Consider the following 26,581-nt stretch of genomic DNA (forward strand, 5'->3'; position numbering starts at 1 on the left):
CAAGTTGGTGTTCCTTTCATCATCGTATTCATGAACAAATGTGACATGGTAGACGACGAAGAATTACTAGAATTAGTAGAAATGGAAGTTCGTGAACTTCTTTCAGAATACGACTTCCCAGGTGATGACTTACCAGTAATTCAAGGTTCTGCTTTAGGCGCACTTCAAGGTGAAGCTAAGTGGGAAGAGAAAGTTGTTGAGTTAGCTGACGCACTTGATTCTTACATTCCAGAGCCAGAGCGTGCAATCGACGGTGACTTCATTCTTCCAATCGAAGATGTTTTCTCAATCCAAGGTCGTGGTACTGTTGTAACTGGTCGTGTTGAGCGTGGTATCGTACGTGTAGGTGACGAAGTTGCTATCGTAGGTATCAAAGACACAACTACTACTACTTGTACTGGTGTTGAGATGTTCCGTAAGCTTCTTGACGAAGGTCGTGCTGGTGAGAACTGTGGTGTATTATTACGTGGTACTAAGCGTGAAGACGTACAACGTGGCCAAGTATTATGTAAGCCTGGTTCAGTTAACCCACACACTAAATTCGAATCAGAAGTATACGTGTTAAGTAAAGATGAAGGTGGTCGTCATACGCCATTCTTCAAAGGTTACCGTCCACAGTTCTACTTCCGTACAACAGATATCACAGGTGCTGTAGAGCTTCCTGAAGGTGTTGAAATGGTAATGCCTGGCGACAACCTTAAGTTTGTTGTTGAGCTAATCAACCCAATCGCGATGGAAGAAGGTTTACGCTTCGCTATCCGTGAAGGTGGCCGTACAGTTGGTGCTGGTGTTGTTTCTAAAATCATTGACTAATGATTTGGTAAACACCAAACACTAATAAAAAATGTCGCATCGCGGCCTTTTTTTATGCCTGTACGACCAGCTTCACGGAGTTCCGTGATGACGATTTGGATCAGAATTTATCCTAATGGATGAATTCTCCAAATTGCTTCAACTTTCTAAGTTGAAGAAAAGTTGCTTGCAACTTTCTAGAGCCGTACAGACAATTAATCGCCTGAAATAAAGTAAGCACGCTGTCAATTTAGGAGGTCCCGTCCAAAAGCATGACGGGATGACGAGGTGTAAGTTAAAAAACTCTGTGGGTATTCAATGATATCTCGAAAAGTACACCGTTACCGATATAGAGTATTAATATCCCCGCTAAGCTTTATCTTTTTATATCAAACCCCTATAGTTAATTAGATTAAAAAAACAACAAAGAAGAAGGGACTATGATAATTATTAAGCGTTTCGCTACTTTTCTATTGCTAATGTTTGCAGGCTTCAATGCAAATGCTACGGCATTAATGGAGCCTACACCACTTCCTGAAGCAGAATACCCTAATATTTTATATGGGAAATATGATTCTAAAATTACCCCTCCTGATAAATTTTTAGGATTTGAAGTAGGTGAAAAAACGGCTACTCCTGAACAAATAAATAATTTAGTAAATTTATGGGCAGAGCAAAGTAATCGGATAAATATTATTGAATATGCGCGTACCTATGAAAATAGACCGCTGCATTATTTAATTATTTCAAGCGCTGATAATGTTAAAAATATTGATAAAATTAAATCCAATGTAGAAGCATTAAGTACCCCTGGTGACTTGTCTACTAAGCAAGTTAAAACATTAATAGATAACACTCCTGCAACTGCTTGGATGGCATATTCTATTCATGGTAATGAATCTTCAGGTGCTGATTCTGCACTTGCGCTTATTTACCATTTAATTGCCAGTGAAGAAGAGCAAGTAAAAAGCTTATTATCCAATCTTGTTGTTCTAGTAGATCCTATGATGAACCCTGATGGTAGAGCACGCTTTACTAAACAATTAGAGCAGAATAGAAGTACCTCTGCGAATTTTGATGTGCAGTCTTTATTACATTCAGGTGTTTGGCCATTTGGTCGTACTAATCATTATCATTTCGACCTAAATAGAGACTTTTACTACGCAGTTAACCCTGAATCTCGTGGACGTATTACTGCCATTAACCAATGGTTTCCTTTATTAATGATTGATGGCCATGAAATGGGGGCACTTGATACATTCTTATTTGGTCCTCCAAGAGAGCCAATTAATGAACACATAGCTCCTAGTATTAATCAATGGAGTAAAGTTTTTGCCAAAGAACAAGCCGCAGCGTTTGATAAGAAAGCTTGGCCTTATTACACTGGTGAGTGGTTTGAAAATTTATATCCTGGTTACTCTAATTACTCAGAATATAAGGGTTCAATTCATATTCTTTATGAACAAGCTCGTACCGCTGAGGATGGAGTTAGGTTAGAGAACGGACAGATCCGAAGTTACAAAAAATCTGTTCATCATCAATTCTATAGTTCGATGACTAATCTCGAAACTCTAAGTAATCATAAAGAGAAAATATTTTCCGATTTTGTTAATAATCGCAAGGCTCATGTGGCTAAGTCGGGTATTTATGCCAACAAAAGTTTTATCATTTTGCCAACAAAAAATAAATCGCGCCTAAATAAATTTTTAGATTTACTCGATTTACAGGGTATTGAATATTATGCGATAGAGCGAAATACTAAAGTACATAACGCTAAGAATCAGCTAGGTCAAAAATTGAGCTTAACAGAGCTCCCTGCTGGTTCAATTGTTATTCCAAATCGTCAATATGATGCCCCACTTATTGCCGCTATTTTAGAGTTTGATGCAAAAATTAAAGACCAAGTACTACTTGAAGAACGTCAAAAAACATTACGTGATGGCAGCTCGGTTATGTACGATGCAACAGCTTGGAATTTAACTATGCTTTATGGGCTTGAAGCATTGGAAGTTGGTCATCATTTTGATAGTGGTCTAAAACCATACCTACGTGAAGATTCTAGTGTTGCAAGTACAGACAATGCAATTGCCTACCTCGTTGATGGAGCTAATGATGGTTCCGTCGGGTTTGCGGCTAGATTGTTAGAGCAAGGAGTGAATGTACGAGCGTTAGATAGAGAAGCACTGTTTAATGATCTGAGTTTTAGTCGAGGCTCAATTGCGGTTACTCAACATGATAATAAGCACATTAAGAATCTTGTAGATGTTGTTACACAAGCTGCTGCTGACAAGAAAGTATCAGTACAAGCGATAAATCAAGGTTTAGGTGATGAAGATTTACCTGATATTGGTGGTGAACATTTTAAGTTGTTAAAGCGTCCACAAATAGCATTATTAACGCAAACAGGGATCAGCCCGTACGATTATGGTCATATTTGGCATATGTTAGATACAGAGCTTGGTATTCGTCATTCTCATTTAAGCCAAGAACTGTTTAATTCAATGGATTTAAGATCGTATAACGTATTAATTATTCCTGGCCGTTGGTATGGAGAGTTAAGTAAAGGCAATATTGCTGCTATTGATGTTTGGGTAAAGGCTGGTGGTACTTTGATTGTTACCAGTAATTCGATTAATCAGTTTGCTAAGGATGAAAAGTTTACAAGTACCTCGTTATTATCTGATACTTTTGATGATATCGAAGACTATAATATTGCACTCTATAAAGAGTGGTTAGCAGAACAAACATCGATCTCTAATGAGAACTTAATCTCAAGTAATACAGTTGCAGAGTCGATTTGGTTTCCTTGGCAAAACCAAGAAGAATTGAAACCTATGGGCAAAGAGCAATTAAGCCGTTGGGATAGTTGGACGTCACAATTTATGCCTTCTGGTGCATTGGTTGCCACTAGGACTGATCAAAAGAGTTGGCTTACCTATGGAGTGAATGAAGTGCTCCCCGTATTAACTGATAACTCACCATTGTTAATGACAAAGAGTCCTACAAGCGCAGTGGTGAGATATGGCGTTCTAGTTGATAACCCGAAAGCGAAAGAGCGCTTGATCGGTTGGTCCACTATACCGAAAGGTAAAGACTTATATCTACGCATGAGTGGATTGGTTTGGCCGGAAGCATCTCAGCGTATCAGTAATTCGGCATACCTAACTCGTGATAAAAAAGGTAACGGGCAAGTAATTATGTTTGCTAATTCACCTAACTTTAGAGGAGCAACTAAAGGTACGGCGCGTCTATTACTTAATGCTATTGTGTACGGTCCAGGGTTGGGCGCATATCAGCCAATTAACTTGTAATCAGAAAAGAGCCGAAAGGCTCTTTTTTTATATTGGTCGTAAAATTTTAATTTTTAAAAGCAAATAATTAGTAAAAGTGATTTATATTCCTATACTTATTAGCAAATTAAGAAAATTAAGGCATGTTATGGATCACGAAAAATTAATGGCAGATATGATTGATTTAGCTCTTCTTTATGGACCCAAATTAGTTGGAGCTATATTTGTTTGGATAATAGGTGCGTGGGTTATCAAAGCCATTAATATAGGGATTAGTAGGGGATTAGATAAAGCTAAAATAGATCCAACTCTAAAACCTTTCATTAAGAGCTTAACTGGTGCTTTATTGAAAGTTTTACTGGTAATTACTGTGCTGAGCATGATCGGTATAGAAATGACCTCATTTGTTGCCATATTAGGTGCTGCTGGTTTAGCCATAGGTATGGCACTGTCTGGTACTTTACAAAATTTCGCCGGTGGCGTGATTATCCTTATCTTTAAACCTTACCGTATTGGTGATTTTATTGAAGCTCAGGGATATACAGGTACAGTTGCTGAAATACAAATTTTTAATACAGTACTAAAAACTCCTGATAATAAAACCATTATCATTCCAAATGGTGGCTTATCGACAGGTTCGTTAACTAACTACTCTACAGAACCACAAAGACGAGTGGATTGGACCTTTGGTATTGGATATGGTGATGACATAGATCAGGCTAAAGCACTCATGTTAGAGCTATGCAAAGCTGATGAACGAATTTTACAAGATCCTGAACCTTTTGTTGAAGTCTCTGCTCTCGCTGATAGTTCGGTAAATTTTGCCGTAAGAGCTTGGGTAAAGTCTGAAGATTATTGGGATGTATTCTTTGCGATGAATGGCAATATTTATAAATCGTTTAACCAACAAGGAATCAATATACCTTTCCCGCAAATGGATGTGCATTTACATAAAACTTCAGATTAATAGTGTTATATCTGGTATAACGCACTGATAGCAACTTGCTTAATAAAGTTGCCAGTGCAAGGAACCTTTATTAAATATGAAGGTTCTAATCAGTTAGTTATTATTACCAAGGGTTGCAAGTGCGTTTTATTATTTTAATTTTATCTATATCGATATTTGGTTGTTCATCAAATGGCTCACAAGAGCCAGTAGCGCAAAATAACCCGACTCCATCTACGCAACAAAGCTCCAAGCAAAGTGAGCAAATAAAACAAGCAGATCAAGTAGAACATTTAGAACAAGTAGAGAGCTCGTCTTACACGCAAGCAAATGAGCAATACCAAGGGTTATTAAAAAAGGTAAAAACCACTCCTAATTTTGAATACGTTAAAGCATTGAAACTTACTTATATTCATACTGAGTATTATCAACCTTTTATGGGCAAAGAAGCAGAATTAATTGCTGATATGTATAGTAATATTGAATCTAAAAACTGGCTTGCCTGTAGTGATGTTAGTAGCAAGATACTTGCTACTAATTACATTAGCTTAGATGCTCATTACGGTGCCATGGCTTGTTCTTTTGAAAGTAATTTAGTTGAGCAGGGTAAATATCATCGCACAATTATGACCCACCTTCTGCAAGCTATGTGGCAATCTGGTGATGGCCTTTCGCCAATGAGCCCATTATTTTGCACCAGTAAATCTGAATTATATGCATTTTTAAAGTTCAGTGGCTTCACTCTTATTACGCAGTCACTATTAGAATTTGAAGATAAAACCTATGATGTTATAACGGTTAAAGATCCTGATTCAAATAAAGAATTTGAATTGTTTTTTGATATCAGCTCACAGTGGCAATATGGCTTTAAAGATATAAAATAAAGTGATTAAAAGAGAATAACTAAAGAGGTAATATGAAAAGTATAATTAAGTTTGCAGTTTGTTGCGCAATGGCTGTACCGCTATTTGCATGTGCAAATAAAGAGTCTAATGTAAATGGTAAAACAGCAACAAATGATCAGGTTATGAATACAGTCGATACAGAAAATATGAATCAAGACCAAAGCATCAATCAATGGTATACAGGAACACTTAAATTTTACAATTTAGAAGGTGGATTTTTTGGTTTGACTACCGAAGATGGTCAGCAATTTTTACCATTAAATTTACCTAATGAATATAAAAAAAATGGAGCTGTTATTAAAGTGTTCGGTCATATTGATAATGACGTTATGACTATTCAGATGTGGGGACGCCCATTCAAGGTTATTTCTGCTGAATTAGTTAGTGAAGGTAAGCCGATCTCTTCCGATCAAACTTAATTGATATATTTGGATAGCCTAAACATAACGTTAATTAATCTATAGTGCAGTTAAAGTTCTGCATGATTAATTGTAAACTGGCATGGCCATTAATTATCACTACTTGATAAAGGCGGTCATATATACTCTCATCAAAACTATCTAGTTGCTGTTGTGTGAGTAAACCAGCTAAGACAGCGGTAGTATTGCTATGACCTACTACTAAACTGCTTCCTTGCTCATTCGCAAGCTGTATGGCAAATTGTTTAAGCTTTGTGGGGTTATAATAACTAATTTTTTTGTTGTTTTGCTTAGCCAGTGGCATTGCCGTTAAAACAGTACGTTGGTAGTTAGTACTATAGATTTTAGTGAACTCGACTGCGCCCAACTGTTTTGCAAGCGCATCAGCTCTTTGCAACCCACACTGTGTTAAGCCCGGATCTTTATTATCTGTCAGCTTTTCTGCATGACGAACTAAGTAAATAGTATGTTTATTTACCGTATTGAGGTTAATTGAATTATCAATTGTGTTTGCTTGTGCTGGCTTTACTATTGCAACGCAAACACATAACAGCAAAACAATACACTTAACGAAGGTAAGTAATTGCTTTGCTGATAAACTCTCGTTATAAGTTTTATGCATACTGCGATCTTAACGAGTTCCAATTTTTCATGTGTTGGTTTAAGTTTTCTTTAATTTCACTATAGCGTTGCTTTAATTGCATGCGCTCTACTTCTTCAGATATTTGACAACTCTTAGCCGCAATCAATTGCTTTTTAGTTTCATAGTATAAGTTCATCTGCTCGATAAGTACTTCGTACTCATGTTGAAGCTTTGCCATTAATTCCTCTGCATTTTCTTTTACATGCACACGTTTTTGACTATTTACTAATTGCATTCTAGCTTTGGCTTTAGCTATTTTATCTTCAGGTGTCTTACGTAACTTATGAGTTAAGTTTAAATAGCTACAGCTTTTTATTAACCATTTGGTGGGATCAAAGTGCCACCAACGGATACCGTTGCGGTAGTCGTTTTCAAAAATATGGTGGAAATTATGGTAACCCTCACCAAAAGTAAAAAACGCCAGAATGCCGTTGTCTCTTGCCGTATTTTTTTCTGTGTAGGTTTGTTTGCCCCAAATGTGCGCAAGTGAATTAATAAAGAAAGTTGTATGGTGGCTCATTACTAGACGAAATACGCCAATTAATAAAACTGCAGAAAGGAGATCGCCATTTAATAAACCAAGGGCAATAGGGATACCCAAATTAGTGATAATAGAAAGCAGCAAATAATTCTTGTGCTGCCACATCACAATTTTATCTTTTTGTAGATCACGAACATTATCGTAATTGCTATAGGTATCTGCATGATAATCTCGTAACATCCAACCAATATGAGAATACCAAAACCCTCTTTTTGCCGAGTAAGGATCAACATCGTTGTTATCAACGTGTTTGTGGTGCACTCGATGATCAGAAGACCAGTGTAAAATTGAATTTTGCAGGGCAAATGCGCCGCCAATAGCAAAAATAAACTTTAATACTGGGTGAGCTTGATAGGTTTTGTGAGACCATAATCTATGGTAACCAGCAGTAATAGACATTCCGCAAAAACAAAAACAGATTAATGCTGCAATAATTTCAAAGCTGTCAAAGCCGTGAGTTAGAGCGTGGTATGGAACTGCTATAACGGCAATTGAAAAGGTGGTCAGAAAGACTAGGATATTAATCCAAAGCAAGCGCGGTTTTGTCATTTTATTCTCTTTAATTAATAATACTACAGTATAAGTTGAGCTTACACGTGTACACTATTCTATCTTTTGTTTGATAGCAGTCAATTAAAATCTTATGCTATTATGATAATAATTAGTAATCCATTGAATTATAAAGAGCAATGTCAGGAATTAGAGCACAACAAAAAGAGAAAACTCGTCGGCTGCTAGTTGATGCAGCCTTAAATCAGTTAAGTGCTGAGCGCAGTTTTTCAAATCTAAGCTTACGAGAGGTAGCTAAAGAGGCCGGTTTAGCAGCAACGTCATTTTATCGCCACTTTAATGATATGGACGAACTTGGTCTTACCCTTGTTGATGAAGCTGGTTTAACTTTAAGGCAGTTAATGAGGCAAGCACGCCAAAGAATTGAAAAGGGCGGCTCGGTAATTCAAATTTCAGTGCTTACCTTTATGGAATTTATTGAAGCAAATGGCAACGTATTTCGCTTACTTTTACGAGAGCGTTCTGGTACCTCCCCAGAGTTTAGATCTGCGGTAAATCGAGAGATCCGATACTTTACTATGGAATTATGTGATTACTTGCAAAAAGCAAATAAGCTTGACCATGAAACGAGCTACTTACAAGCTAATGCAGCTGTAATTATTGTATTTAGTGCAGGGGCTGAAGCTTTAGATGCTAATAAAGCTGAAAAAGAAGAGTTAACTAACCGCACAATAAAGCAGTTACGTTTCATCGCACGAGGTGCTATGGATCTAAGTGCTAGAACCAAAGCTGATAAAAAGGTGTAAGCATAATTAATGCTTACACCTACTTCTTTTAGCTATTTGTGTCTTGTTAAAATAACACCACATTCGATATGGTCGGTATAAGGGAACTGATCGAACAAGGCAAAGTTTTCAACTTTATGAGTTTTACATAAAGTTTTCAGATTGTGATGCAGTGTATGTGGATTACAAGAAATGTAGATAATTTTCTCAAAACGCGATACCAGCTCTTCAGAAGCAGGATCAAGACCTGCTCTTGGAGGATCGACTAATACTGTATCGTAACTGTAACTTGATAAATCAAATCCTTGTAAACGCCTAAATTCTCTTTCGCCATTCATTGCTTGGCTAAATTCTTCACTCGACATACGAATAATATCTAAGTTATCAATATTATTATCAGCTATGTTGATTTGTGCTGACGTTACTGAGCTTTTTGATATTTCAGTTGCTAGTACTTTTTCAAAATTAGGTGCAAGGGCAATACTAAAATTACCATTACCGCAATACAGCTCAACTAAATCGCCGGATGAATTTTCAGTTGCATCACTGGCCCAAGTTAGCATCTTTTGGTTTACGCCACCATTTGGCTGGGTAAAACTATTTTCAACTTGTTGGTATTTGAGCTGTTTACCTTTTACTGTCAGTATTTCAGTAACGAACTCTTTGCCAAGCACTACCTTTTGTTTACGCGCACGACCAATAATATCTGTAGGAGCAATAGTTGCTAATTTAAGCTTTAACTTTTCAGCTTCAACTTGCCATTCATCGTCAAGCTGTTTGTGATATAGCAAGCTAATTAATAATTCACCACTTAGCGTTGAGAGGAAATCAACTTGAAATAATTTTCTACGCAATAGCTCATTGTCTTTAATGTTTGTAATTAACGCGCTCATGGCTTTGTTAATTATTTCACTAGCCACAGGAAAAGTATCAACGCGATATTTTTCTCGTGTCTCTTTATTAAACATAATGTAGTAAACGTCATCACCATCATGCCAAACCCTAAACTCAGCACGCAGTCGATAATTTAAAGGCTCTGAAGTAAATATCTCCGCATCAGGTACATCAAAGTCAGCAAACAAAGCTGCCATGTCTTGCTTTTTTTTTGCTAATTGCGACGCGTAATTATCAGGATGGATGTGACTAAACATAAAAGGACCTTATTTTTCATTAAGTGCGAATTTTAGCCTTTGTTGTTCGATAGCTCAAGGATTGCTTACTTTATTAACAGCAACGAATAAGTAGTTAAAAAGCAATTGTTAATATAATTAACAATTGCTATTGGCTTGCCATTATACAATTCGATATAATTTACTAATCGTGCTTATTTATTATTCTGTGCCATAGTAATAATAAATCCTCCTAATTTAATATTAAGTCTTTGTTAACATGAACTCTATTTTCACCCTGCGTAACCTCCTAATGTTTTTTATACCCTCAATTGTGGGGGTAGGATTTTTTATGTTGCCGATCAGCTTTAATGGTGAAATGAGCATTCCTGTAGCCGTCATAGCAAAGTTTTTTCAACAAAGCTTATCCTCTATTATTCTCGAGTTGGTTTGTGTCGTTATAGTGATAAGCGCGTTATTAACCATTTTCTTTAGCACTCTACAGCCCAAGTCGGTTCATGTTAGTTCATTGCTTGGCAGCCTTTTTATTGTGTCACCTGCTTGGTTAGTGGTCCGTTGTTTAGGCGCTGCTTTTGCTGTGTTAGTTTATTTTAAACAGGGTTCGGCAATGATCTGGAGTGAAAACACTGGTGGTTTGCTATTACATGATCTTATGCCAATTTTATTCTCTGTATTTATCTTTGCAGGATTACTTTTACCCTTATTACTCAACTTTGGTTTGCTTGAGCTAGTTGGCACATTATTTAGTAAAGTAATGAGGCCGCTTTTTAAGTTGCCTGGTCGCTCAGCAATCGATTGTACAACGTCTTGGTTAGGTGATGGCACTGTAGGTGTATTACTAACAAGTAAACAATATGAGCAGAATATATATACCCAAAGAGAAGCCGCGGTAGTGGGGACTACTTTTTCGGCTGTATCTATAACTTTTAGCTTAATTGTTATTGCTGAAGTTGGCTTGATTCATATGTTCGTACCTTTTTATTTTGCTGTTTGTTTAGCTGGTTTTGTTGCGGCGTTAATCGTACCTAGATTACCACCGTTATCTTTTAAGAAAGATCTATATATAGATGGTACAAGTCCGGATCCTCTTGCTCATGCAATTCCTGAGCATGCAAATATTTTTAGTCACGCTTTTAAACTAGCAATTACCAGAGCTGCGCAAGTCACTAGCTTAAAGTCTGTTCTCCAACAAAGCTTTCATAACGTCTGCGAAATGATTTTAGTTGTACTTCCTGTGGTGATGGGCATAGGTACACTAGCGCTTATGTTAGCGGAATTTACACCTATATTTGATTACTTAGGTATGCCTTTTGTTCCTTATCTAGAGTTATTGCAGGTGCCACAAGCTGAAGTTGCGGCTAAGTCGGTAGTGATAGGCTTCGCCGATATGTTTTTACCTTCAATATTAATTGCTGGTGTTGATAATGAAATGACTCGCTTTATTGTTGCGGCTTTATCTATTACGCAATTAATTTATATGTCAGAAGTTGGCGCTATGCTTCTAGGTACGAAAATTCCGGTCAACCTGCTAGAACTTTTTATTATTTTCATCTTAAGAACAATTGTTACTTTACCGGTAATTGTTTTAGTAGCGCATTTAGTTTTCTAAATTGCCCTTATAAGTTCCTAAAATATTGTTATTAATTGTAACCGAAAATAGGTTTTTTTTGTTTTCAGTTACAAATTGAAAAGTTTGCCATTTAAGTGGTTTTAGCCACTAGTTTGATCAGAATCAAAACTAGCTTTTCGATAATAGATTTTTAGCTATAAGTTGAAGACAATCACCTTTAAATGTCTGTTAACCCTGTTAACATACTGCTAACATAAGCCTTGTGCGCAATATTAAGTCTTTAAAATTAGCTAAGCTATTGCAATCACAGAACAAAATAGTGGCAATTTTTATTTAAAAGTGCACTTTTTTTTGTTTAAAAACATTTAAAATAAAAAAAATTAGACTAGTATAAAGTTAACTGTTTTATACGAATTTTCATCAAATAGAATATTATTTGTGCGATATCACTATTTTTTGAGTTACATATTTTTTCTTATTAAAACATATGGCTTGCAATCTTACTGATATATTACATATGTTAAAAAAATAAATTAGAATTCGCAGGAGATCATAATGCGCTTCAAAGTTCTTGGAATATCATCACTGTTGGTATTATTAGTTACCGGTTGTGGCGAGCAACAAAAAAAGGTTGCAGCTCCAGTAGCAGCACCAGAGGTCGGCGTGCTAAGCATGCAATACGAAAAACTTAATCTAGTTGCTAAATACCCGGGCAAAACCGAAGCAATGTCGACAGTTCAGATTTCAACTGAAATACGCGGTAAAATTATCGCCAGTAACGTTGTTGAAGGTGCAAATGTTAAGCGTGGTCAAGTTCTATTTAGAATGGACCCTAAACCGTTTGAAGCAAAAGTAGCGAATGCGAAAAGTGCATTAGAGCAAGCAAAAGCTGAAGTTGCGCTAGCAGAAGTTAAAAATAACATGTCAGAGTCTTTAGCAAGTGAAAACGTGCTAAGTAAATTAGATGCTGAACAAGTTAAAGTTGATTTGGATGTTGCAAAAGCGGCTATGGCTGCAGCGCAAGCTACACTGGTTTCTGCTGAACTTAACTTGAAGAAAACTAGTATTAGTTCTCCAATTGATGGTGTAGTTGGTTTAACTGACGTAAGTGTTGGTGAAATTAAAGGCCCATTATCAGGTCCTCTAGTTGAAATCACGGCTAATCAATTTGTACAAGTTTATAGTCAAATTGGCGAAAAAGAGCATTTTGAAAATATGCTTGATTTACAAGAGCGTACAGCAAGCCAAATCAGTACACTAGAACTTGAATTACCAAACGGTGCTATATACGAGCATGAAGGTCAATTAGACTATATAGGTAATGAAGTTTCGCCAACGAGTGGTACAGTTACTTACCGTTTAATCTTCCCTAACCCTCAAGGACTATTGCTAAGTGGTCAAAATGTTACGGTTGTTGCAACAGACAAGCGTAAGAGTAAATTCTTTTCAATCCCACAAAAAGCTGTTCAAGAAGATCAGTCTGGCCGTTATGTGTTAGTTGTTGATGAAAACAACGTTGCACAAAAGCGCTACCTTACATTGGGCGACCGTTTTGAAAGTAACTGGATAGTGAAAAAAGGCTTAAACGAAGGTGAGTTAGTTATAACTACGGGCATTTTAAGAGCTAAACCAGGTAAACCTGTTTCTCCAATTAAACAATAGGAAATATATTCATGGCTGACTTTTTTATAAATCGCCCGAAATTTGCGATTGTATTATCTATTGTTTTAACGCTTGCTGGTGTTTTAACTTTACTTAAAATGCCAGTGTCGCTATACCCAAGTGTAGCGCCACCAACAATTCAAATTAAAGCATTCTTTCCTGGCGCTGATCACAACACTATTCGTGATACTGTGGCATCTGTTATTGAGCAAGAGGTAAACGGCGTTGAACGTATGATTTACCTTGATTCAAAATCAAGTAACGACGGTAGTTATATTGCACGTATTACTTTTGAGATTGGCACCGATGCTGACTTTGCACAAACACTTGTGCAAAATCGTGTAAACAAAGCAAGCAGTAAGCTACCTGGTGTTGTAAATCAGCTTGGTGTTACGGTTGCTAAAGTTTCACCATCAATGTTATTAACAGTAAGCTTATACTCTCCTAATGGCACATACGATGGCCTTTATATTTCAAACTACATGGCTTTGAATATGAAAGATCCACTGTTACGTACCGCAGGTATTGGTGAGCTTAAAGTAATGGGTGAGAAGAACTACTCATTACGTATTTGGTTAGATAATGAAAAAATGGCAGCTTTAAATGTTTCTGACAGTGAAGTTGCATCAGCTATCGCATCTCAAAACGCGACTATTTCGGCAGGTAAAATAGGTGAAAGCCCAGCACCATCTGCGCAAGTATTCCAATATACAATTCAAACCAAAGGTCGTTTAAAAGAAGCCAAGCAATTTGAAGACATCATTATCCGTGGTGAGCCAGATGGTAGCTTTGTACGTATTTCAGACGTAGCTCGTGTCGAATTATCGTCAGAAAAATACAACACCAAAGCTTTCTACAATGAATATGAAAGCCCACTTATGATTGCTTATTTAGCACCAGGTGCAAACTCGTTAAAAGTTGCTGATGCCCTGAAAGCTAAAATGGTCGAATTAGAAAAATCTTTCCCTGATGACTTAGAATACGATATCGCTTTTGATTCTACGTTATTTATTAAAACTTCGATGTCAGAAGTAGTTAAAACCTTATATGAAGCCTTAGTGTTAGTAACTATTATTACCTTCTTATTTTTACAAAACTGGCGTGCAACACTTATACCGTGTATCGCAATTCCGGTTTCATTAGTTGGTACCTTCTTAGTAATGCAAGCTTTTGGTATGGATATAAACACCATTACCATGTTTGGTTTGATCCTTGCCATTGGTGTGGTAGTTGATGCAGCGATCGTTGTAATTGAAAACGTTGAACGTTTAATGCACGAAGATCATTTACCAGCTAAAGAAGCTACATCATTAGCTATGAAAGAAGTTACCGCGCCACTTATTGCTTCAGCTTTAGTATTGATGGCGGTATTTGTACCTGTATCTTTAGCCCCAGGTATGGTTGGTATTTTATATCAACAATTTGGTGTAGCTATTGTTGCTTCTACAATTATTTCTACCGTGGTAGCACTAACATTAACACCTGCACTTTGTGCAACTATGATGAAAATTGTGCCTCTAGCAACTAAAGGTCCTCTAGGTTGGTTTAACAAGTTTATTGATAATTTAACTATTGGCTACGGCGGTACAGTTAAGTTCTTAGGTCGTCGATTCTTACTTACCTTAACTGTGTTTGTTGGTTTGATTGCTTACACTGGATACTTAGGTGTTAACTTACCAGGTGGTTTCTTACCTGATGAAGATAAAGGTTCATTTATTATGGACGTATCTTTACCAGAAGCAGCAACACTTGCTAGAACCGTTGACGAAGTAAAAGACATTACTAATCAGTTAAATGCTATTCCAGGTGTTAAAACAGTACTTTCAGCAAATGGTTTTAGTTTACTTAAAGGTACTGCTGCAACAAACTCAGCCATGTTAATCATTTCTTTAGATGATTGGAGTCTGCGTAAAACGCCTGAATTATCGCAAGTGGCAATTATGGCGCAAGCCCGTAAAATATTAGCAAATAGTTTTGAAGCAAAAGGTTTAGTATTAGCTACTCCTGCAATTCCTGGTTTAGGTTCAACTTCAGGTATTACTGTTATGCTTGAGGATACTTTAGGTCGCTCTACTGAGTCTTTAGGTCCTGTATATCAATTATTTGCAAGTGAGCTAATGAAGCGTCCTGAAATTGCGGTAGCATTTTCTACTTACACTTCACAAGTACCACAGTTATTACTTGATATTGACTATGAAGCCGCAACTAAATTAGGCGTTAGACCAATTGATATTAATAATACCTTAGCAACAATGTTTGGTAAGAAGTACGTAAATGATTTCACTAAATTTGGTAAAAACTACCAAGTAAATATCATGTCTGATGCAGAATACAGAAATGATGAATCTGATTTAGATAGCTTATATGTACGAGCTGCTTCTGGACAAATGGTTCGTTTCTCTGCTTTCTCAGAATTTAAGAAAATAACTGGTGCCGATGTTTCAGCCCGTTATAACCTGTTTAACGCAACGCAGTTACTTGTTGTACCTATGCCGGGTGTAAGCTCTGGTGATGCAATCGCAGCTATTTCTGATGTTGGTGATAACTTATTACCTGCTGGTTATGCTTATGAGTGGACTGGTCAAACTTACCAAGAAGTTAAAACTTCTGGTGGTATGGGCGCATTATTTGGTTTAGCTATGCTATTCACTTACCTTTTCCTAGTTGCTCAGTACGAAAGTTGGGTAACACCATTTGCAATCATGCTTTGTGTACCAACAGCATTACTTGGTTCTATGGTGTTTGTAACGCTTATGGGCGGCACGTTAAACCTTTACGTTCAAATTGGTTTAGTCTTGATGATAGGTATGGCATGTCGTAACGCAATATTAATTGTTGAGTTTGCTAAAGTGCTTCGTGAAGAGCGTGGTATGACTATCCTTGAAGCGGGTGTTGAAGCAGCTAAGTTACGTATGCGTGCGGTATTGATGACTGCATTATCATTTATCTTAGGTGTAACTCCATTAGTATTAGCTACAGGTGCTGGTTCTGCTTCACGTAATACTATGGGCCACTCAGTATGGGGCGGCATGGTAACAGCAACAGTTGTTGGTTGTATTTTCGTTCCTGTGTTCTTTATGATGTTCCAAAAACTGCGTGAACGTTTTGGGTCTCGTACAGAACTAGCTGCACAGGCTGATGCTGACAGAGAAGCAAAAGCTTAATTTAATATCAATAAATTGAGCATCAAAAAAGCGAGCTATTAGCTCGCTTTTTTATTGCCTGAAATATGATTTAGAGACTAGAAGACTAGAAGACTAGAAGACTAGAAGACTAGAAGACTAGAAGACTAGAGACTGAACCCAGGACTGATGTGACTTGGATGTATAGGTCACTCTATGCCTCTGAATTATTTATTCTCTAATAATGGTTTTAAGAACCTGGCGGTATGTGAGACTTTATCTTTAGCAACATCGTCTGGTGTACCAGTAACTAAGATCTCGCCACCACCAGCACCACCTTCAGGGCCTAAATCAACAATCCAGTCCGCCGTTTTTATCACATCTAAATTGTGCTCAATAATAACTACGGTATTACCGTGATCACGTAATCTATGTAAAACATGCATTAACTGTTTTATATCGTGAAAGTGTAAACCAGTAGTCGGCTCATCTAAGATATAAAGCGTCTGTCCGGTATCGCGTTTAGATAATTCTTTAGCAAGCTTAACTCGCTGAGCTTCACCACCAGAAAGGGTAGTAGCAGATTGTCCTAATTTAATGTACGACAAGCCCACATCAATCAAGGTTTGTAGTTTACGCTTAACCGCAGGAATTGCGTGGAAGAAATCAAAAGCATCTTCAATAGTCATGTCTAATAACTCATGAATATTCTTGCCTTTATAGCGTATTTCTAAAGTTTCACGGTTATAGCGTTTACCTTTACAAACATCACAAGGTACATAAACGTCAGGTAAAAAGTGCATCTCTACCTTAATTAAACCATCACCCTGACAAGCTTCACAGCGACCACCTTTCACGTTGAAGCTAAAGCGACCTGGCTTGTAACCACGAGATCGAGATTCTTGCGTGGCAGAGAAAATTTCACGAATGGCTGTAAATATACCTGTATAAGTAGCTGGATTTGAGCGTGGAGTTCTACCTATCGGACTTTGGTCAATATCAATTACTTTATCGAGTTTCTCAAGTCCGGTAATGCTTTTATAAGGAGATGGAACATCTACTGTTGCTCGGTTCAGTTCTATATGAGCAATCTTATATAAAGTGTCATTGATTAGCGTTGATTTACCTGAGCCCGATACACCAGTAATACATGTCATTAAACCTAGAGGTAAGGTTAAATCAACGTTTTTAAGATTATTACCCGAGGCGCCTTTAAGCACTAGTACTTCTTCAGTATCTATTGGTGTACGCTTTTTCGGGACTTCTATTTGTTCGACCCCGGATAAGTACTTGCCAGTAAGAGAATTTTCGTTAGCTAAGATATCATCAATAGTACCCTCGGCGATAACTTGGCCACCATGAACACCAGCACCTGGGCCGATATCGATAACATGATCTGCCAGTTTAATAGCGTCTTCGTCATGTTCAACAACTATGACACTATTACCTAAATCGCGTAAATGAATCAGTGTTTTTAATAAACGTTCATTGTCACGTTGGTGTAAACCGATAGAGGGCTCATCAAGCACATACATTACCCCAACTAAGCCGGCGCCAATTTGCGAGGCTAATCGGATGCGCTGTGCTTCACCGCCCGATAATGTATCAGCACTGCGAGATATGGATAAATAATTAAGGCCAACATTAACTAAAAAGCCTAAGCGATCATTGATCTCTTTTAATATCTTGTCAGCAATCTTTGCCCGTTGTCCGCTTAGGTTTAAATTAGCAAAAAACTCGGCCGACTCAGCAATCGAAAATTCAACGATTTCATTAAGAGGCTTATCCGCAACAAATACATTTCGAGCTTCTAGGCGTAAACGACTACCAGAACAACTAGGGCAGGCTTGCGAATTCAAATACTTAGCAAGTTCATCACGAACTGCATTAGATTCAGTTTCACGGTAGCGTCTGTCCATATTAACTAAGATGCCCTCGAAAGGATGCTTACGAACAACAATGTCACCACGGTCATTCATATATTTGAACTGGATATTTTGGCTGCCACTACCATTGAGAATTATATTCTGAATTTCTTCATCAAGTTCATTGAACGCTGTATTCAAATCAAATTGATAATGCTCGGCAAGTGAGGTGAGCATTTGGAAGTAATAAAAATTTCGTTTATCCCAACCACGAATGGCGCCACCAGATAAGCTTAATTCGCTATTAGCAATTACTCGGTTAGGATCAAAAAACTGTTTAATGCCTAAGCCGTCACAGCTTTGACAAGCACCTGCAGGGTTATTGAAAGAAAATAAACGAGGCTCAGGCTTTTGCATACTATAGCCACATTGCGGACAAGCAAAATTGGCTGAGAATAATAATTCATCGCGTTCAGGCTCATCCATAAATGCGATAGAGGCAATACCATCGGTAAGGCCTAAGGTTGTTTCAAATGATTCAGTTAAACGAGTTTGTATGTCTTCTCTAACTTTAAGGCGATCAACAACCACTTCAATAGTGTGCTTTTTGTGTAAGTCTAGCTTAGGTGGATCGGATAAATCACAAACTTCGCCATCAATTCGAGCGCGGATGTAACCTTGGTTGGCAAGGTTATCGAGCAACTTAACATGTTCACCTTTACGGTTTTGTACTACAGGAGCGAGCAACATTACTTTAGTGCCTTCTTCAAGCTCAAGTACACTATCTACCATTTGACTGATTGTTTTTGCAGTTAATGGCTCTTTATGAGTAGGGCATCTTGGTTCACCGGCACGAGCGTACAATAATCTTAAATAATCGTATATTTCAGTAATAGTACCAACAGTTGAACGTGGATTGTGTGAAGTTGATTTCTGCTCAATTGAAATTGCTGGCGATAAACCTTCAATATGATCGACATCAGGCTTTTCCATTAACGATAAAAATTGACGAGCATAAGCCGATAATGACTCTACATAACGGCGTTGACCTTCTGCATATAAAGTATCAAAAGCTAATGATGATTTACCTGAGCCAGATAAGCCAGTGATCACTACGAGTTGATCCCTTGGAATATCTACGTCGATATTCTTTAGATTATGGGTACGGGCACCACGAACTTCAATTTGTTTCATATTTTTCCTTTTGCTGCCTTCGGCTCTAACATCACTCTAATAGAATAGGCCAGCCTGAAATTTTAACAGTCGATTATTATGACATAAAAGCAGCACAAAAATCAGACTATAATGGTATTTTGTTTACTACTTAAATTAAGAAATTGCTGAACATGGATTAAAACAAAGTTGTTTACTATTTAGGCTTGTCTTTATTTCTAACTTGTGTATAATACGCCGACCTTGACCATTATGGTCTCGGTTTTTTATAAGTCTCACCTGCTCTAAAGTGGTGTTAAGAGGCTTAACACAGCAACTCCGATTTGGAGTTGAATGTATATAGCAGTACGCTCCCCTACACCAAAACGTAGGTGATGAGTCGTACTTTGTTCGTTCTTTTTATATTGGGGATTTGATAAATGTCAAATCAAAGAATTCGCATTCGTTTGAAAGCGTTCGATCATCGTCTGATTGATCAATCAACAGCTGAAATCGTAGATACTGCTAAACGTACTGGCGCACAGGTTCGTGGTCCTATTCCACTTCCTACACGCAAAGAACGTTTTACTATCTTGGTTTCTCCACACGTAAACAAAGATGCTCGTGATCAATACGAAATTCGTACTCACAAGCGCATGATCGACATTGTTGAACCAACTGAAAAAACTGTAGACGCATTAATGCGTTTAGATTTAGCAGCTGGTGTTGACGTTCAGATCAGCTTGGGTTAATAAGGGGATTTAACTATGACTATTGGTTTAGTCGGACGTAAAGTTGGTATGTCTCGCATCTTCACTGAAGATGGTGTTTCAATTCCAGTTACAGTCCTAGAAGTTGAAGCTAACCGCGTTACTCAAGTTAAAACGCTTGAAAACGATGGTTATCGTGGTTTACAAGTAACAACTGGCTCTCGTAAAGCTAGTCGTGTTACTAAGCCTTTAGCAGGTCATTTTGCTAAAGCAGGTGTTACAGCTGGCCGTGGCTGCTGGGAATTCCGCTTAAAAGATGGCGAAGGTGAAGGTATTGAAGCTGGCAGTGACATCACTGTTGAGTTATTCAATGAGACTAAGTTAGTAGACGTTACCGGTACTTCAAAAGGTAAAGGTTTCCAAGGTGGTATCAAGCGCTGGAACTTCAGCATGCAAGATGCAACTCACGGTAACTCATTATCGCACCGTTCAAACGGTTCAATCGGTATGTGTCAAACACCAGGTCGCGTATTCAAAGGCAAAAAAATGTCTGGTCACATGGGTGCTGAGAAAGTTACTACTCAAAACCTTGAATTGGTTCGCGTTGATGCAGAACGTAACTTGCTCCTTATTAAAGGTGCGGTTCCGGGTGCTATCAATGGTAACGTAATCATCAAACCAGCTGTTAAAGCTTAAGTCATCGGAGATTTATGATGGAATTAGCATTAAAAGATGCATCCGGCGCTCTTGAAGTTTCCGAAGCAACGTTTGGACGTGAGTTTAACGAAGCATTAGTACACCAAGTAGTAGTTGCTTACGCAGCTGGTGCTCGTCAAGGTACTGTTAAGCAAAAAAATCGTTCTGAAGTTAGCGGCGGTGGCAAGAAGCCATGGCGTCAAAAAGGTACTGGCCGTGCACGTGCTGGTACAACTCGTGGTCCAATCTGGCGTTCAGGTGGCGTAACATTCGCTGCAAGACCACAAGATCACAGCCAAAAAGTTAACCGTAAAATGTATCGCGGTGCGATCCAAAGCATTCTTTCAGAATTAGTACGTCAAGAACGTCTAGTTGTTGTTGAGAACTTTGCGGTAGAAACTCCAAAAACTAAAGAATTAGTATCTAAATTAAAAGGTCTTGAATTAAAAGACGTTTTAATCGTTACTTCAGAAGTTGATGAGAACTTATTCTTATCAGCACGCAACTTATACAAAGTTGACGTTCGTGATGTAGCTGGTATTGATCCTGTTAGCTTAGTTGGTTTCGAGAAAGTATTAGTAACTGCTGATGCAGTTAAGCAAATCGAGGAGATGTTAGCATGATAAACGAAGAACGTTTGTTGAAGGTGATTTTAGCACCTAACATTTCTGAGAAAGCAACAATGTCTGCTGAAGCAAACAATACTGTTGTTTTCAAAGTTGCAACTGATGCAAGCAAGCTTGAAATTAAAGCTGCTGTAGAAAAGCTTTTCGAAGTTGAAGTTACTGGTGTTCGCACTTTAAATGTTAAGGGTAAAGTAAAACGTACTGGCGCTCGTTTTGGTCGTAGAAACGACTGGAAGAAAGCCTACGTAACTCTTAGCGAAGGTAGCGACATCGATTTCGTCGGCGCAGAGCAATAGGAGAAGTTAAAAATGGCTATTGTAAAATGTAAACCTACTTCTCCGGGTCGTCGCCACGTTGTTAAAGTGGTAAACTCGGAATTGCACAAAGGTAAGCCTTACGCTCCACTTTTAGAGAAAAACTCTAAGTCTGGTGGTCGTAACAATACTGGTCGTATTACAGTTCGTCACGTTGGTGGTGGTCACAAGCATCATTACCGCGTTATCGACTTTAAACGTAATAAAGACGGTATCCCTGCAAAAGTAGAGCGTTTGGAATATGATCCAAACCGTAGTGCTAACATCGCGTTAGTATTATATGCAGACGGTGAACGCAAATACATCCTAGCACCAAAAGGTGTTAGCGCTGGTGATTCAATCCAGTCTGGTGTTGATGCACCTATCAAAGCAGGTAACACATTACCATTACGTAATGTACCTCTAGGTAGTGTTATCCATGCAATCGAACTTAAACCTGGTAAAGGTGCTCAAATCGCACGTGCCGCTGGTACTTATGCACAATTAGTTGCAAAAGACGGCGCTTACGTAACTCTACGTCTTCGCTCTGGCGAAATGCGTAAAGTTGAAGCAGATTGTCGCGCAACTTTAGGTGAAATCGGCAACGCTGAACACATGCTTCGCTCTTTGGGTAAAGCAGGTGCTACACGCTGGCGTGGTGTTAGACCAACTGTTCGTGGTGTTGCCATGAACCCAGTTGATCACCCACACGGTGGTGGTGAAGGTAAAACTTCAGGCGGTCGTCACCCGGTATCACCTTGGGGTGTACCAACTAAGGGTTATAAGACTCGTTCAAACAAACGTACAGACAAGTTTATTGTCCGTCGTCGTACTAAGTAACTATAAAGAGGAATTACCATGCCACGTTCTCTCAAGAAAGGTCCATTTATTGACCTACACTTGTTGACGAAGGTAGAGAAAGCTTTGGAAAGCGGGAATAAAAAACCAATTAAGACTTGGTCCCGTCGTTCAATGATCATACCTAACATGATCGGATTGACCATCGCTGTCCATAATGGCCGTCAACACGTTCCAGTATTCGTTACCGATGAAATGATCGGTCACAAACTGGGTGAATTTGCACCAACTCGCACTTATCGTGGCCATGTGGCTGATAAGAAAGCGAAGAAAAGATAAGGGAAAATAAGATGGAAGCTATTGCTAAACATAAATTTGCCCGTGGTTCAGCTCAAAAAGCTCGTTTGGTTGTAGACCAAATTCGCGGAATGCAAGTAGAGAAAGCTCTTGAAGTATTAACATTCAGCAACAAATCTGCTGCAGTGTTAGTTAAGAAAGTTCTTAACTCAGCTATCGCAAACGCTGAACACAATGAAGGTGCAGACATTGATGAATTATTCGTTAAAACTATTATGGTTGACGATGGTCCAACAATGAAACGTATTAAACCTCGTGCGAAAGGTCGCGCGGATCGTATCCTTAAGCGCACCAGTCACATTACTGTGATTGTAGCTGATCACTAGGAGATATTAGTATGGGTCAGAAAGTACATCCTACCGGTATTCGCCTAGGTATCACTAAGCCTTTCGCGTCTACTTGGTATGCAAGCAGCAAAGATTACGCAAGCAACATCAAAGGTGATCACGAAGTTCGTGCTTACTTAACTGAAGAGTTGAAGCGTGCTTCTTTATCGAAAGTAGTTATTGAGCGTCCAGCAAAATCTATTCGTGTAACTATCCACACAGCCCGTCCAGGTGTTGTGATTGGTAAGAAAGGCGAAGACGTAGAGAAATTACGTAAAAAGATTTCTCAAATTGCCGGTGTTCCAGCTCAAATTAACATTGCAGAAGTTCGTAAGCCAGAAATGGACTCACAACTTGTAGCTGATGGCATTGCTAGTCAGTTAGAGCGCCGTGTTATGTTCCGTCGTGCTATGAAACGTGCAGTACAAAGCGCAATGCGTCTAGGTGCTAAAGGTATCAAAGTTCAAGTTAGCGGTCGTTTAGGTGGTGCAGATATCGCACGTGCTGAATGGTATCGTGAAGGTCGTGTTCCATTACACACTTTACGTGCTGACATCGATTATTCAATTGCCCGCGCAGATACTACTTATGGTGTTATCGGCGTTAAAGTCTGGATCTTTAAAGGTGAAGTAATTGGTAACATGCCTCTACAGGCAGAAGTACCAGCTCCTAAGCCTAAAAGAAAAGGCAAAGGCAAAGGCAGTAAGTAAGGAACTAACAAATGTTACAACCAAAACGTACTAAATTCCGTAAGCAATTTAAACTGCGTAACCGTGGCCTAGCGCACACTGGTAGCTCAGTTAGCTTCGGTACTTACGGCTTAAAATCCGTAGCTCGTGGACGTATGACTGCTCGTCAAATCGAAGCAGCTCGTCGTGCAATGACACGTCACGTAAAACGTCAAGGTAAAATTTGGATTCGAGTTTTCCCTGACAAGCCAATTACCAAAAAACCTCTTGAGGTTCGTATGGGTAAAGGTAAAGGTAGTGTTGAATACTGGGTATGTCAGATTCAGCCAGGACGTGTTCTTTATGAAATGGAAGGTGTTCCGGAAGAATTAGCACGCGAAGCTTTCGAGCTTGCAGCAGCTAAAATTCCTTTTAAAACTACTTTCGTAACTAGGACGGTAATGTAATGAAAGCTACTGAACTTAAAGACAAAAGCATTGAAGAGCTAAATGCTGAATTACTAGGCTTATTGCGCGAACAGTTTAACTATCGCATGCAAGCAAGCACAGGTCAGTTGGCTCAAACTCATTTGCTTCGTAACGTACGTCGCGATATCGCACGTGTTAAGACAATCCTAACTCAGAAGGCAGGATCATAATGAGCGAATCAATTCGTACTGTTCAAGGCACTGTAATCAGCAACAAGATGGACAAGTCTATCGTTGTTAAGATTGAGCGTCGTGTTAAACACCCTATCTACGGTAAATTCATGATCCGTTCAACTAAGTTGAAAGCGCATGATGAAGCTAACGTATGTAACGAAGGTGATGTAGTAACAATTCGTGAATGTGCACCAATCTCTAAGTCTAAAAACTGGACTTTAGTTGATGTGATCACTAAAGCTACTCTTATCAAATAGAGTTAAGCTGATTGTTCTTAAAAAACCCTGCTGGTAACAGTGGGGTTTTTTTATGCCCTGAGTTTAATCAAGTCAGAGGTGAAAATTCGTGAATGTGACAACACAATAAGTCTCTAAGTCTAATAACTGGACTTTAGTTGATGTGATCACTAAAGCTACTCTTATCAAATAGAGTTAAGCTGATTGTTCTTAAAAAACCCTGCTGGTAACAGCGGGTTTTTTTTATGCCCTGAGTTTAATCAAGTCAGAGGTGAAAATTCGTGAATCTGACAACACAATAAGTCTCTAAGTCTAAAAACTGGACTTTAGTTGATGTGATCACTAAAGCTACTCTTATCAAATAAAGTTAAGCTGATTGTTATTAAAAAGCGCTGCTGGTAACGGCGGTTTTTTTATGCCTCAAAATTGTTATAAAAATAAAGTATTAGCCTTATGCTTTAAAAATGTATTTACTTGTTTTTAATATTGGGTAGGTAAATGATAAAAGCGAATTACTTCCGCTTTGAGCGATTAGGCAACCTAAACAATATCCGAAAAATAGCGTCGTCATTGTGGCGCAGGCCACAACCTCCTGACGTATGCTGCGTTTCAATAATAGAGCTACTTCTAGGCACACTATAACCCTAGGGAGGTCGCGGCCTTCGCCGCGATGACGTTTTACTTTTTCTTTGTCTGTGTGCGCTTCATTGGTGATTTTTACAGGTTCTATTTTCTACTTATCCTTTTTTCTATACACCAGTATCGGATCTATAAATAAAATAATCATATATTTATTAAAGATAAAACCTCAATCAGTGAATGTGAAATCTGTAGAAGTTGATATTTTTAAAAGCACATATGAGGGTTCTAATTTATGCCTGATGATTGAGAAAAATTAACGATAGTTATGTAAGCTAGGTGTGACAAGGGATAGGGATTAATTCGTTACAAATTGTAACCAGCTTTAATTAACTATTTCCTCATTAAACCAATGACTTATACGTATTTTGATGTTACATTTTTTTAACTTGGTTGTTTGTTGCTATATTTTTGTCTAAATAAAGTACCACTTTTTCTTTTGTAGTGTTATAATCTCGCGCCCACTGACTCTAGGTTAGTGGATAAAGGCAGTGACGGGTCAAATTTTTGGCCTTAAATTTATAACAGCGGAGCACATATTTTATGATCCAAATGCAATCACAGCTAGACGTTGCTGACAACAGCGGCGCTCGACGCGTGCAATGTATAAAGGTTCTAGGTGGCTCGCACCGTCGCTATGCGGGTATTGGCGACATCATCAAGGTTTCTGTTAAAGAAGCTATTCCTCGCGGTAAAGTGAAGAAAGGTGATGTTCTTAATGCGGTAGTGGTGCGCACTAGAAAAGGCGTTCGTCGTTCAGATGGTTCAGCCATTCGATTTGATGGAAACGCGGCAGTAATGTTAAATGCTAACTTACAGCCAATTGGTACTCGTATTTTCGGGCCTGTGACACGTGAATTAAGAACTGAAAAGTTCATGAAGATCGTTTCATTAGCACCTGAAGTACTATAAGGAGTCACGAAAATGGCCTCTAAAATTCGTCAAAATGACGAAGTAGTAATCCTAGCTGGTAAAGACAAGGGCAAAAGTGGCAAGATCACTAAAGTTCTTACAGCTGAAGGTAAAGTATTCGTTGAAGGTATCAACTTAATCAAGAAACATCAGAAGCCTGTACCACAGTTACAGCAACCTGGTGGAATCGTTGAGAAAGAAGCTGCAATCGACGTATCAAACGTTGCGATCAAAAACCCTGCTACTGGCAAGGCTGATCGTGTAGGTTTTAGAATTGAAGACGGCAAAAAAGTTCGTTTCTTCAAGTCTAATAACGAATTAGTTTAA

General features: G+C 38.4%; 26 protein-coding genes. 22 read left to right on the plus strand and 4 right to left on the minus strand.

The genetic code is table 11. The annotated features are described in order from the left end of the window. The 5 genes from FNN08_RS14575 to FNN08_RS14595 all read left to right on the plus strand — a co-directional run. Positions 1-813: elongation factor Tu (locus FNN08_RS14575; protein ID WP_143587078.1), on the plus strand; the 813-nt coding region annotated here is incomplete at its 5' end. Positions 814-1,232: 419 nt separating this feature from the next. Then, positions 1,233-4,103: a M14 family zinc carboxypeptidase gene (locus FNN08_RS14580; protein ID WP_143587080.1), complete on the plus strand. Its 2,871-nt coding sequence runs from the start codon at positions 1,233-1,235 to the stop codon at positions 4,101-4,103. Between the two features lie 127 nt (positions 4,104-4,230). Next, the gene (locus FNN08_RS14585; protein WP_143587082.1) at positions 4,231-5,049 is read left to right on the plus strand and encodes a mechanosensitive ion channel family protein; all 819 of its coding nucleotides are present in this window, start codon (positions 4,231-4,233) and stop codon (positions 5,047-5,049) included. 119 nt (positions 5,050-5,168) lie between these two features. Further along, positions 5,169-5,912 carry a DUF4919 domain-containing protein gene (locus FNN08_RS14590; protein WP_185962685.1) on the plus strand — a complete coding sequence of 248 codons (744 nt, stop codon included), beginning with the start codon at positions 5,169-5,171 and terminating at the stop codon, positions 5,910-5,912. A 32-nt stretch (positions 5,913-5,944) separates the two neighbouring features. Continuing rightward, on the plus strand, positions 5,945-6,352 hold the full coding sequence (locus FNN08_RS14595) for a hypothetical protein (RefSeq protein ID WP_143587086.1): 408 nt from the start codon (positions 5,945-5,947) through the stop codon (positions 6,350-6,352). 34 nt (positions 6,353-6,386) lie between these two features. Here FNN08_RS14595 and FNN08_RS14600 read toward each other — a convergent pair whose 3' ends face one another. Together FNN08_RS14600 and FNN08_RS14605 are read right to left on the minus strand one after the other, a co-directional pair. Then, positions 6,387-6,974: a phosphoglycerate mutase family protein gene (locus tag FNN08_RS14600; protein WP_143587088.1), complete on the minus strand. Its 588-nt coding sequence runs from the start codon at positions 6,972-6,974 to the stop codon at positions 6,387-6,389. Then, positions 6,967-8,085 carry an acyl-CoA desaturase gene (locus tag FNN08_RS14605; RefSeq protein ID WP_143587089.1) on the minus strand — a complete coding sequence of 373 codons (1,119 nt, stop codon included), beginning with the start codon at positions 8,083-8,085 and terminating at the stop codon, positions 6,967-6,969. Before FNN08_RS14605 ends, FNN08_RS14600 begins: the two co-directional genes overlap by 8 nt. A gap of 140 nt (positions 8,086-8,225) precedes the next feature. On the opposite strand from FNN08_RS14605, the gene fabR reads away from it, so the two are divergent. Next, entirely contained in the window at positions 8,226-8,852 is a 627-nt protein-coding gene (gene fabR / locus FNN08_RS14610) for an HTH-type transcriptional repressor FabR (RefSeq protein WP_143587091.1), read from the plus strand. Between the two features lie 32 nt (positions 8,853-8,884). On the opposite strand, the gene trmA is transcribed toward fabR, so the two are convergent. After that, the gene (trmA, locus tag FNN08_RS14615; protein WP_143587093.1) at positions 8,885-9,982 is read right to left on the minus strand and encodes a tRNA (uridine(54)-C5)-methyltransferase TrmA; all 1,098 of its coding nucleotides are present in this window, start codon (positions 9,980-9,982) and stop codon (positions 8,885-8,887) included. Between the two features lie 238 nt (positions 9,983-10,220). Between trmA and FNN08_RS14620 the strand changes: the two genes are divergently transcribed. From FNN08_RS14620 to FNN08_RS14630, 3 genes are all read left to right on the plus strand, one after another. After that, on the plus strand, positions 10,221-11,570 hold the full coding sequence (locus FNN08_RS14620; RefSeq protein ID WP_221931806.1) for a YjiH family protein: 1,350 nt from the start codon (positions 10,221-10,223) through the stop codon (positions 11,568-11,570). Positions 11,571-12,086: 516 nt separating this feature from the next. After that, positions 12,087-13,193, plus strand: a complete 1,107-nt coding sequence (locus FNN08_RS14625) for an efflux RND transporter periplasmic adaptor subunit (protein WP_143587097.1) — start codon at positions 12,087-12,089, stop codon at positions 13,191-13,193. Between the two features lie 11 nt (positions 13,194-13,204). After that, positions 13,205-16,357 carry an efflux RND transporter permease subunit gene (locus FNN08_RS14630; RefSeq protein WP_143587099.1) on the plus strand — a complete coding sequence of 1,051 codons (3,153 nt, stop codon included), beginning with the start codon at positions 13,205-13,207 and terminating at the stop codon, positions 16,355-16,357. A gap of 185 nt (positions 16,358-16,542) precedes the next feature. On the opposite strand, the gene uvrA is transcribed toward FNN08_RS14630, so the two are convergent. Continuing rightward, complete coding sequence (gene uvrA / locus FNN08_RS14635) at positions 16,543-19,374, minus strand: excinuclease ABC subunit UvrA (RefSeq protein ID WP_143587101.1); 2,832 nt, start codon at positions 19,372-19,374, stop codon at positions 16,543-16,545. Positions 19,375-19,772: 398 nt separating this feature from the next. Here uvrA and rpsJ point away from each other — a divergent pair, with 398 nt between their 5' ends. The 13 genes from rpsJ (at position 19,773) to rplX (ending at position 26,581) form a co-directional block, all read left to right on the plus strand. After that, positions 19,773-20,084, plus strand: coding sequence for a 30S ribosomal protein S10 (gene rpsJ, locus FNN08_RS14640; protein WP_143587103.1), 312 nt, complete (start codon positions 19,773-19,775; stop codon positions 20,082-20,084). A gap of 15 nt (positions 20,085-20,099) precedes the next feature. Then, complete coding sequence (rplC, locus tag FNN08_RS14645) at positions 20,100-20,738, plus strand: 50S ribosomal protein L3 (RefSeq protein WP_143587105.1); 639 nt, start codon at positions 20,100-20,102, stop codon at positions 20,736-20,738. A 17-nt stretch (positions 20,739-20,755) separates the two neighbouring features. Next, positions 20,756-21,361 (plus strand): 50S ribosomal protein L4, encoded by a 606-nt coding sequence (gene rplD / locus FNN08_RS14650; RefSeq protein ID WP_143587107.1) that lies wholly within the window; start codon positions 20,756-20,758, stop codon positions 21,359-21,361. After that, complete coding sequence (rplW, locus tag FNN08_RS14655) at positions 21,358-21,660, plus strand: 50S ribosomal protein L23 (RefSeq protein WP_143587109.1); 303 nt, start codon at positions 21,358-21,360, stop codon at positions 21,658-21,660. Before rplD ends, rplW begins: the two co-directional genes overlap by 4 nt. Before the next feature lie 12 nt (positions 21,661-21,672). Next, on the plus strand, positions 21,673-22,497 hold the full coding sequence (gene rplB, locus FNN08_RS14660; protein ID WP_143587111.1) for a 50S ribosomal protein L2: 825 nt from the start codon (positions 21,673-21,675) through the stop codon (positions 22,495-22,497). A gap of 18 nt (positions 22,498-22,515) precedes the next feature. Beyond that, positions 22,516-22,794, plus strand: coding sequence for a 30S ribosomal protein S19 (gene rpsS, locus FNN08_RS14665; RefSeq protein ID WP_033078130.1), 279 nt, complete (start codon positions 22,516-22,518; stop codon positions 22,792-22,794). Positions 22,795-22,805: 11 nt separating this feature from the next. After that, entirely contained in the window at positions 22,806-23,138 is a 333-nt protein-coding gene (gene rplV, locus FNN08_RS14670) for a 50S ribosomal protein L22 (RefSeq protein WP_143587113.1), read from the plus strand. Positions 23,139-23,149: 11 nt separating this feature from the next. Beyond that, complete coding sequence (gene rpsC, locus FNN08_RS14675) at positions 23,150-23,848, plus strand: 30S ribosomal protein S3 (protein WP_143587115.1); 699 nt, start codon at positions 23,150-23,152, stop codon at positions 23,846-23,848. Positions 23,849-23,859: 11 nt separating this feature from the next. Next, on the plus strand, positions 23,860-24,273 hold the full coding sequence (gene rplP, locus FNN08_RS14680; protein WP_143587117.1) for a 50S ribosomal protein L16: 414 nt from the start codon (positions 23,860-23,862) through the stop codon (positions 24,271-24,273). Then, entirely contained in the window at positions 24,273-24,464 is a 192-nt protein-coding gene (gene rpmC / locus FNN08_RS14685; RefSeq protein WP_143587119.1) for a 50S ribosomal protein L29, read from the plus strand. Before rplP ends, rpmC begins: the two co-directional genes overlap by 1 nt. Continuing rightward, positions 24,464-24,724, plus strand: a complete 261-nt coding sequence (gene rpsQ, locus FNN08_RS14690; protein ID WP_143587121.1) for a 30S ribosomal protein S17 — start codon at positions 24,464-24,466, stop codon at positions 24,722-24,724. Before rpmC ends, rpsQ begins: the two co-directional genes overlap by 1 nt. A gap of 1,161 nt (positions 24,725-25,885) precedes the next feature. Further along, the gene (gene rplN, locus FNN08_RS14695) at positions 25,886-26,254 is read left to right on the plus strand and encodes a 50S ribosomal protein L14 (protein WP_033079354.1); all 369 of its coding nucleotides are present in this window, start codon (positions 25,886-25,888) and stop codon (positions 26,252-26,254) included. Between the two features lie 12 nt (positions 26,255-26,266). Beyond that, a complete protein-coding gene (gene rplX, locus FNN08_RS14700) occupies positions 26,267-26,581 on the plus strand; it encodes a 50S ribosomal protein L24 (RefSeq protein WP_143587123.1) in 315 nt (104 codons plus the stop codon).

It is taken from the genome of Thalassomonas sp. M1454 (assembly GCF_007097525.1).
Classification (GTDB): Bacteria; Pseudomonadota; Gammaproteobacteria; order Enterobacterales; family Alteromonadaceae; genus Thalassotalea_A.

Bases quoted from the DNA above. Each gene is read 5' to 3' on its own strand.
- rpsQ (WP_143587121.1), top strand. From the start codon at position 24,464: ATGAGCGAATCAATTCGTACTGTTCAAGGCACTGTAATCAGCAACAAG.
- FNN08_RS14600 (WP_143587088.1), bottom strand. From the start codon at position 6,974: ATGCATAAAACTTATAACGAGAGTTTATCAGCAAAGCAATTACTTACC.
- rplV (WP_143587113.1), top strand. From the start codon at position 22,806: ATGGAAGCTATTGCTAAACATAAATTTGCCCGTGGTTCAGCTCAAAAA.
- trmA (WP_143587093.1), bottom strand. From the start codon at position 9,982: ATGTTTAGTCACATCCATCCTGATAATTACGCGTCGCAATTAGCAAAA.
- rplC (WP_143587105.1), top strand. From the start codon at position 20,100: ATGACTATTGGTTTAGTCGGACGTAAAGTTGGTATGTCTCGCATCTTC.
- fabR (WP_143587091.1), top strand. From the start codon at position 8,226: ATGTCAGGAATTAGAGCACAACAAAAAGAGAAAACTCGTCGGCTGCTA.
- uvrA (WP_143587101.1), bottom strand. From the start codon at position 19,374: ATGAAACAAATTGAAGTTCGTGGTGCCCGTACCCATAATCTAAAGAAT.
- FNN08_RS14595 (WP_143587086.1), top strand. From the start codon at position 5,945: ATGAAAAGTATAATTAAGTTTGCAGTTTGTTGCGCAATGGCTGTACCG.
- rplX (WP_143587123.1), top strand. From the start codon at position 26,267: ATGGCCTCTAAAATTCGTCAAAATGACGAAGTAGTAATCCTAGCTGGT.
- FNN08_RS14585 (WP_143587082.1), top strand. From the start codon at position 4,231: ATGGATCACGAAAAATTAATGGCAGATATGATTGATTTAGCTCTTCTT.
- rplP (WP_143587117.1), top strand. From the start codon at position 23,860: ATGTTACAACCAAAACGTACTAAATTCCGTAAGCAATTTAAACTGCGT.
- rplW (WP_143587109.1), top strand. From the start codon at position 21,358: ATGATAAACGAAGAACGTTTGTTGAAGGTGATTTTAGCACCTAACATT.
- rplD (WP_143587107.1), top strand. From the start codon at position 20,756: ATGGAATTAGCATTAAAAGATGCATCCGGCGCTCTTGAAGTTTCCGAA.
- FNN08_RS14630 (WP_143587099.1), top strand. From the start codon at position 13,205: ATGGCTGACTTTTTTATAAATCGCCCGAAATTTGCGATTGTATTATCT.
- rplN (WP_033079354.1), top strand. From the start codon at position 25,886: ATGATCCAAATGCAATCACAGCTAGACGTTGCTGACAACAGCGGCGCT.
- rpsJ (WP_143587103.1), top strand. From the start codon at position 19,773: ATGTCAAATCAAAGAATTCGCATTCGTTTGAAAGCGTTCGATCATCGT.
- FNN08_RS14620 (WP_221931806.1), top strand. From the start codon at position 10,221: ATGAACTCTATTTTCACCCTGCGTAACCTCCTAATGTTTTTTATACCC.
- rpmC (WP_143587119.1), top strand. From the start codon at position 24,273: ATGAAAGCTACTGAACTTAAAGACAAAAGCATTGAAGAGCTAAATGCT.
- FNN08_RS14605 (WP_143587089.1), bottom strand. From the start codon at position 8,085: ATGACAAAACCGCGCTTGCTTTGGATTAATATCCTAGTCTTTCTGACC.
- FNN08_RS14625 (WP_143587097.1), top strand. From the start codon at position 12,087: ATGCGCTTCAAAGTTCTTGGAATATCATCACTGTTGGTATTATTAGTT.
- rplB (WP_143587111.1), top strand. From the start codon at position 21,673: ATGGCTATTGTAAAATGTAAACCTACTTCTCCGGGTCGTCGCCACGTT.
- rpsC (WP_143587115.1), top strand. From the start codon at position 23,150: ATGGGTCAGAAAGTACATCCTACCGGTATTCGCCTAGGTATCACTAAG.
- FNN08_RS14580 (WP_143587080.1), top strand. From the start codon at position 1,233: ATGATAATTATTAAGCGTTTCGCTACTTTTCTATTGCTAATGTTTGCA.
- rpsS (WP_033078130.1), top strand. From the start codon at position 22,516: ATGCCACGTTCTCTCAAGAAAGGTCCATTTATTGACCTACACTTGTTG.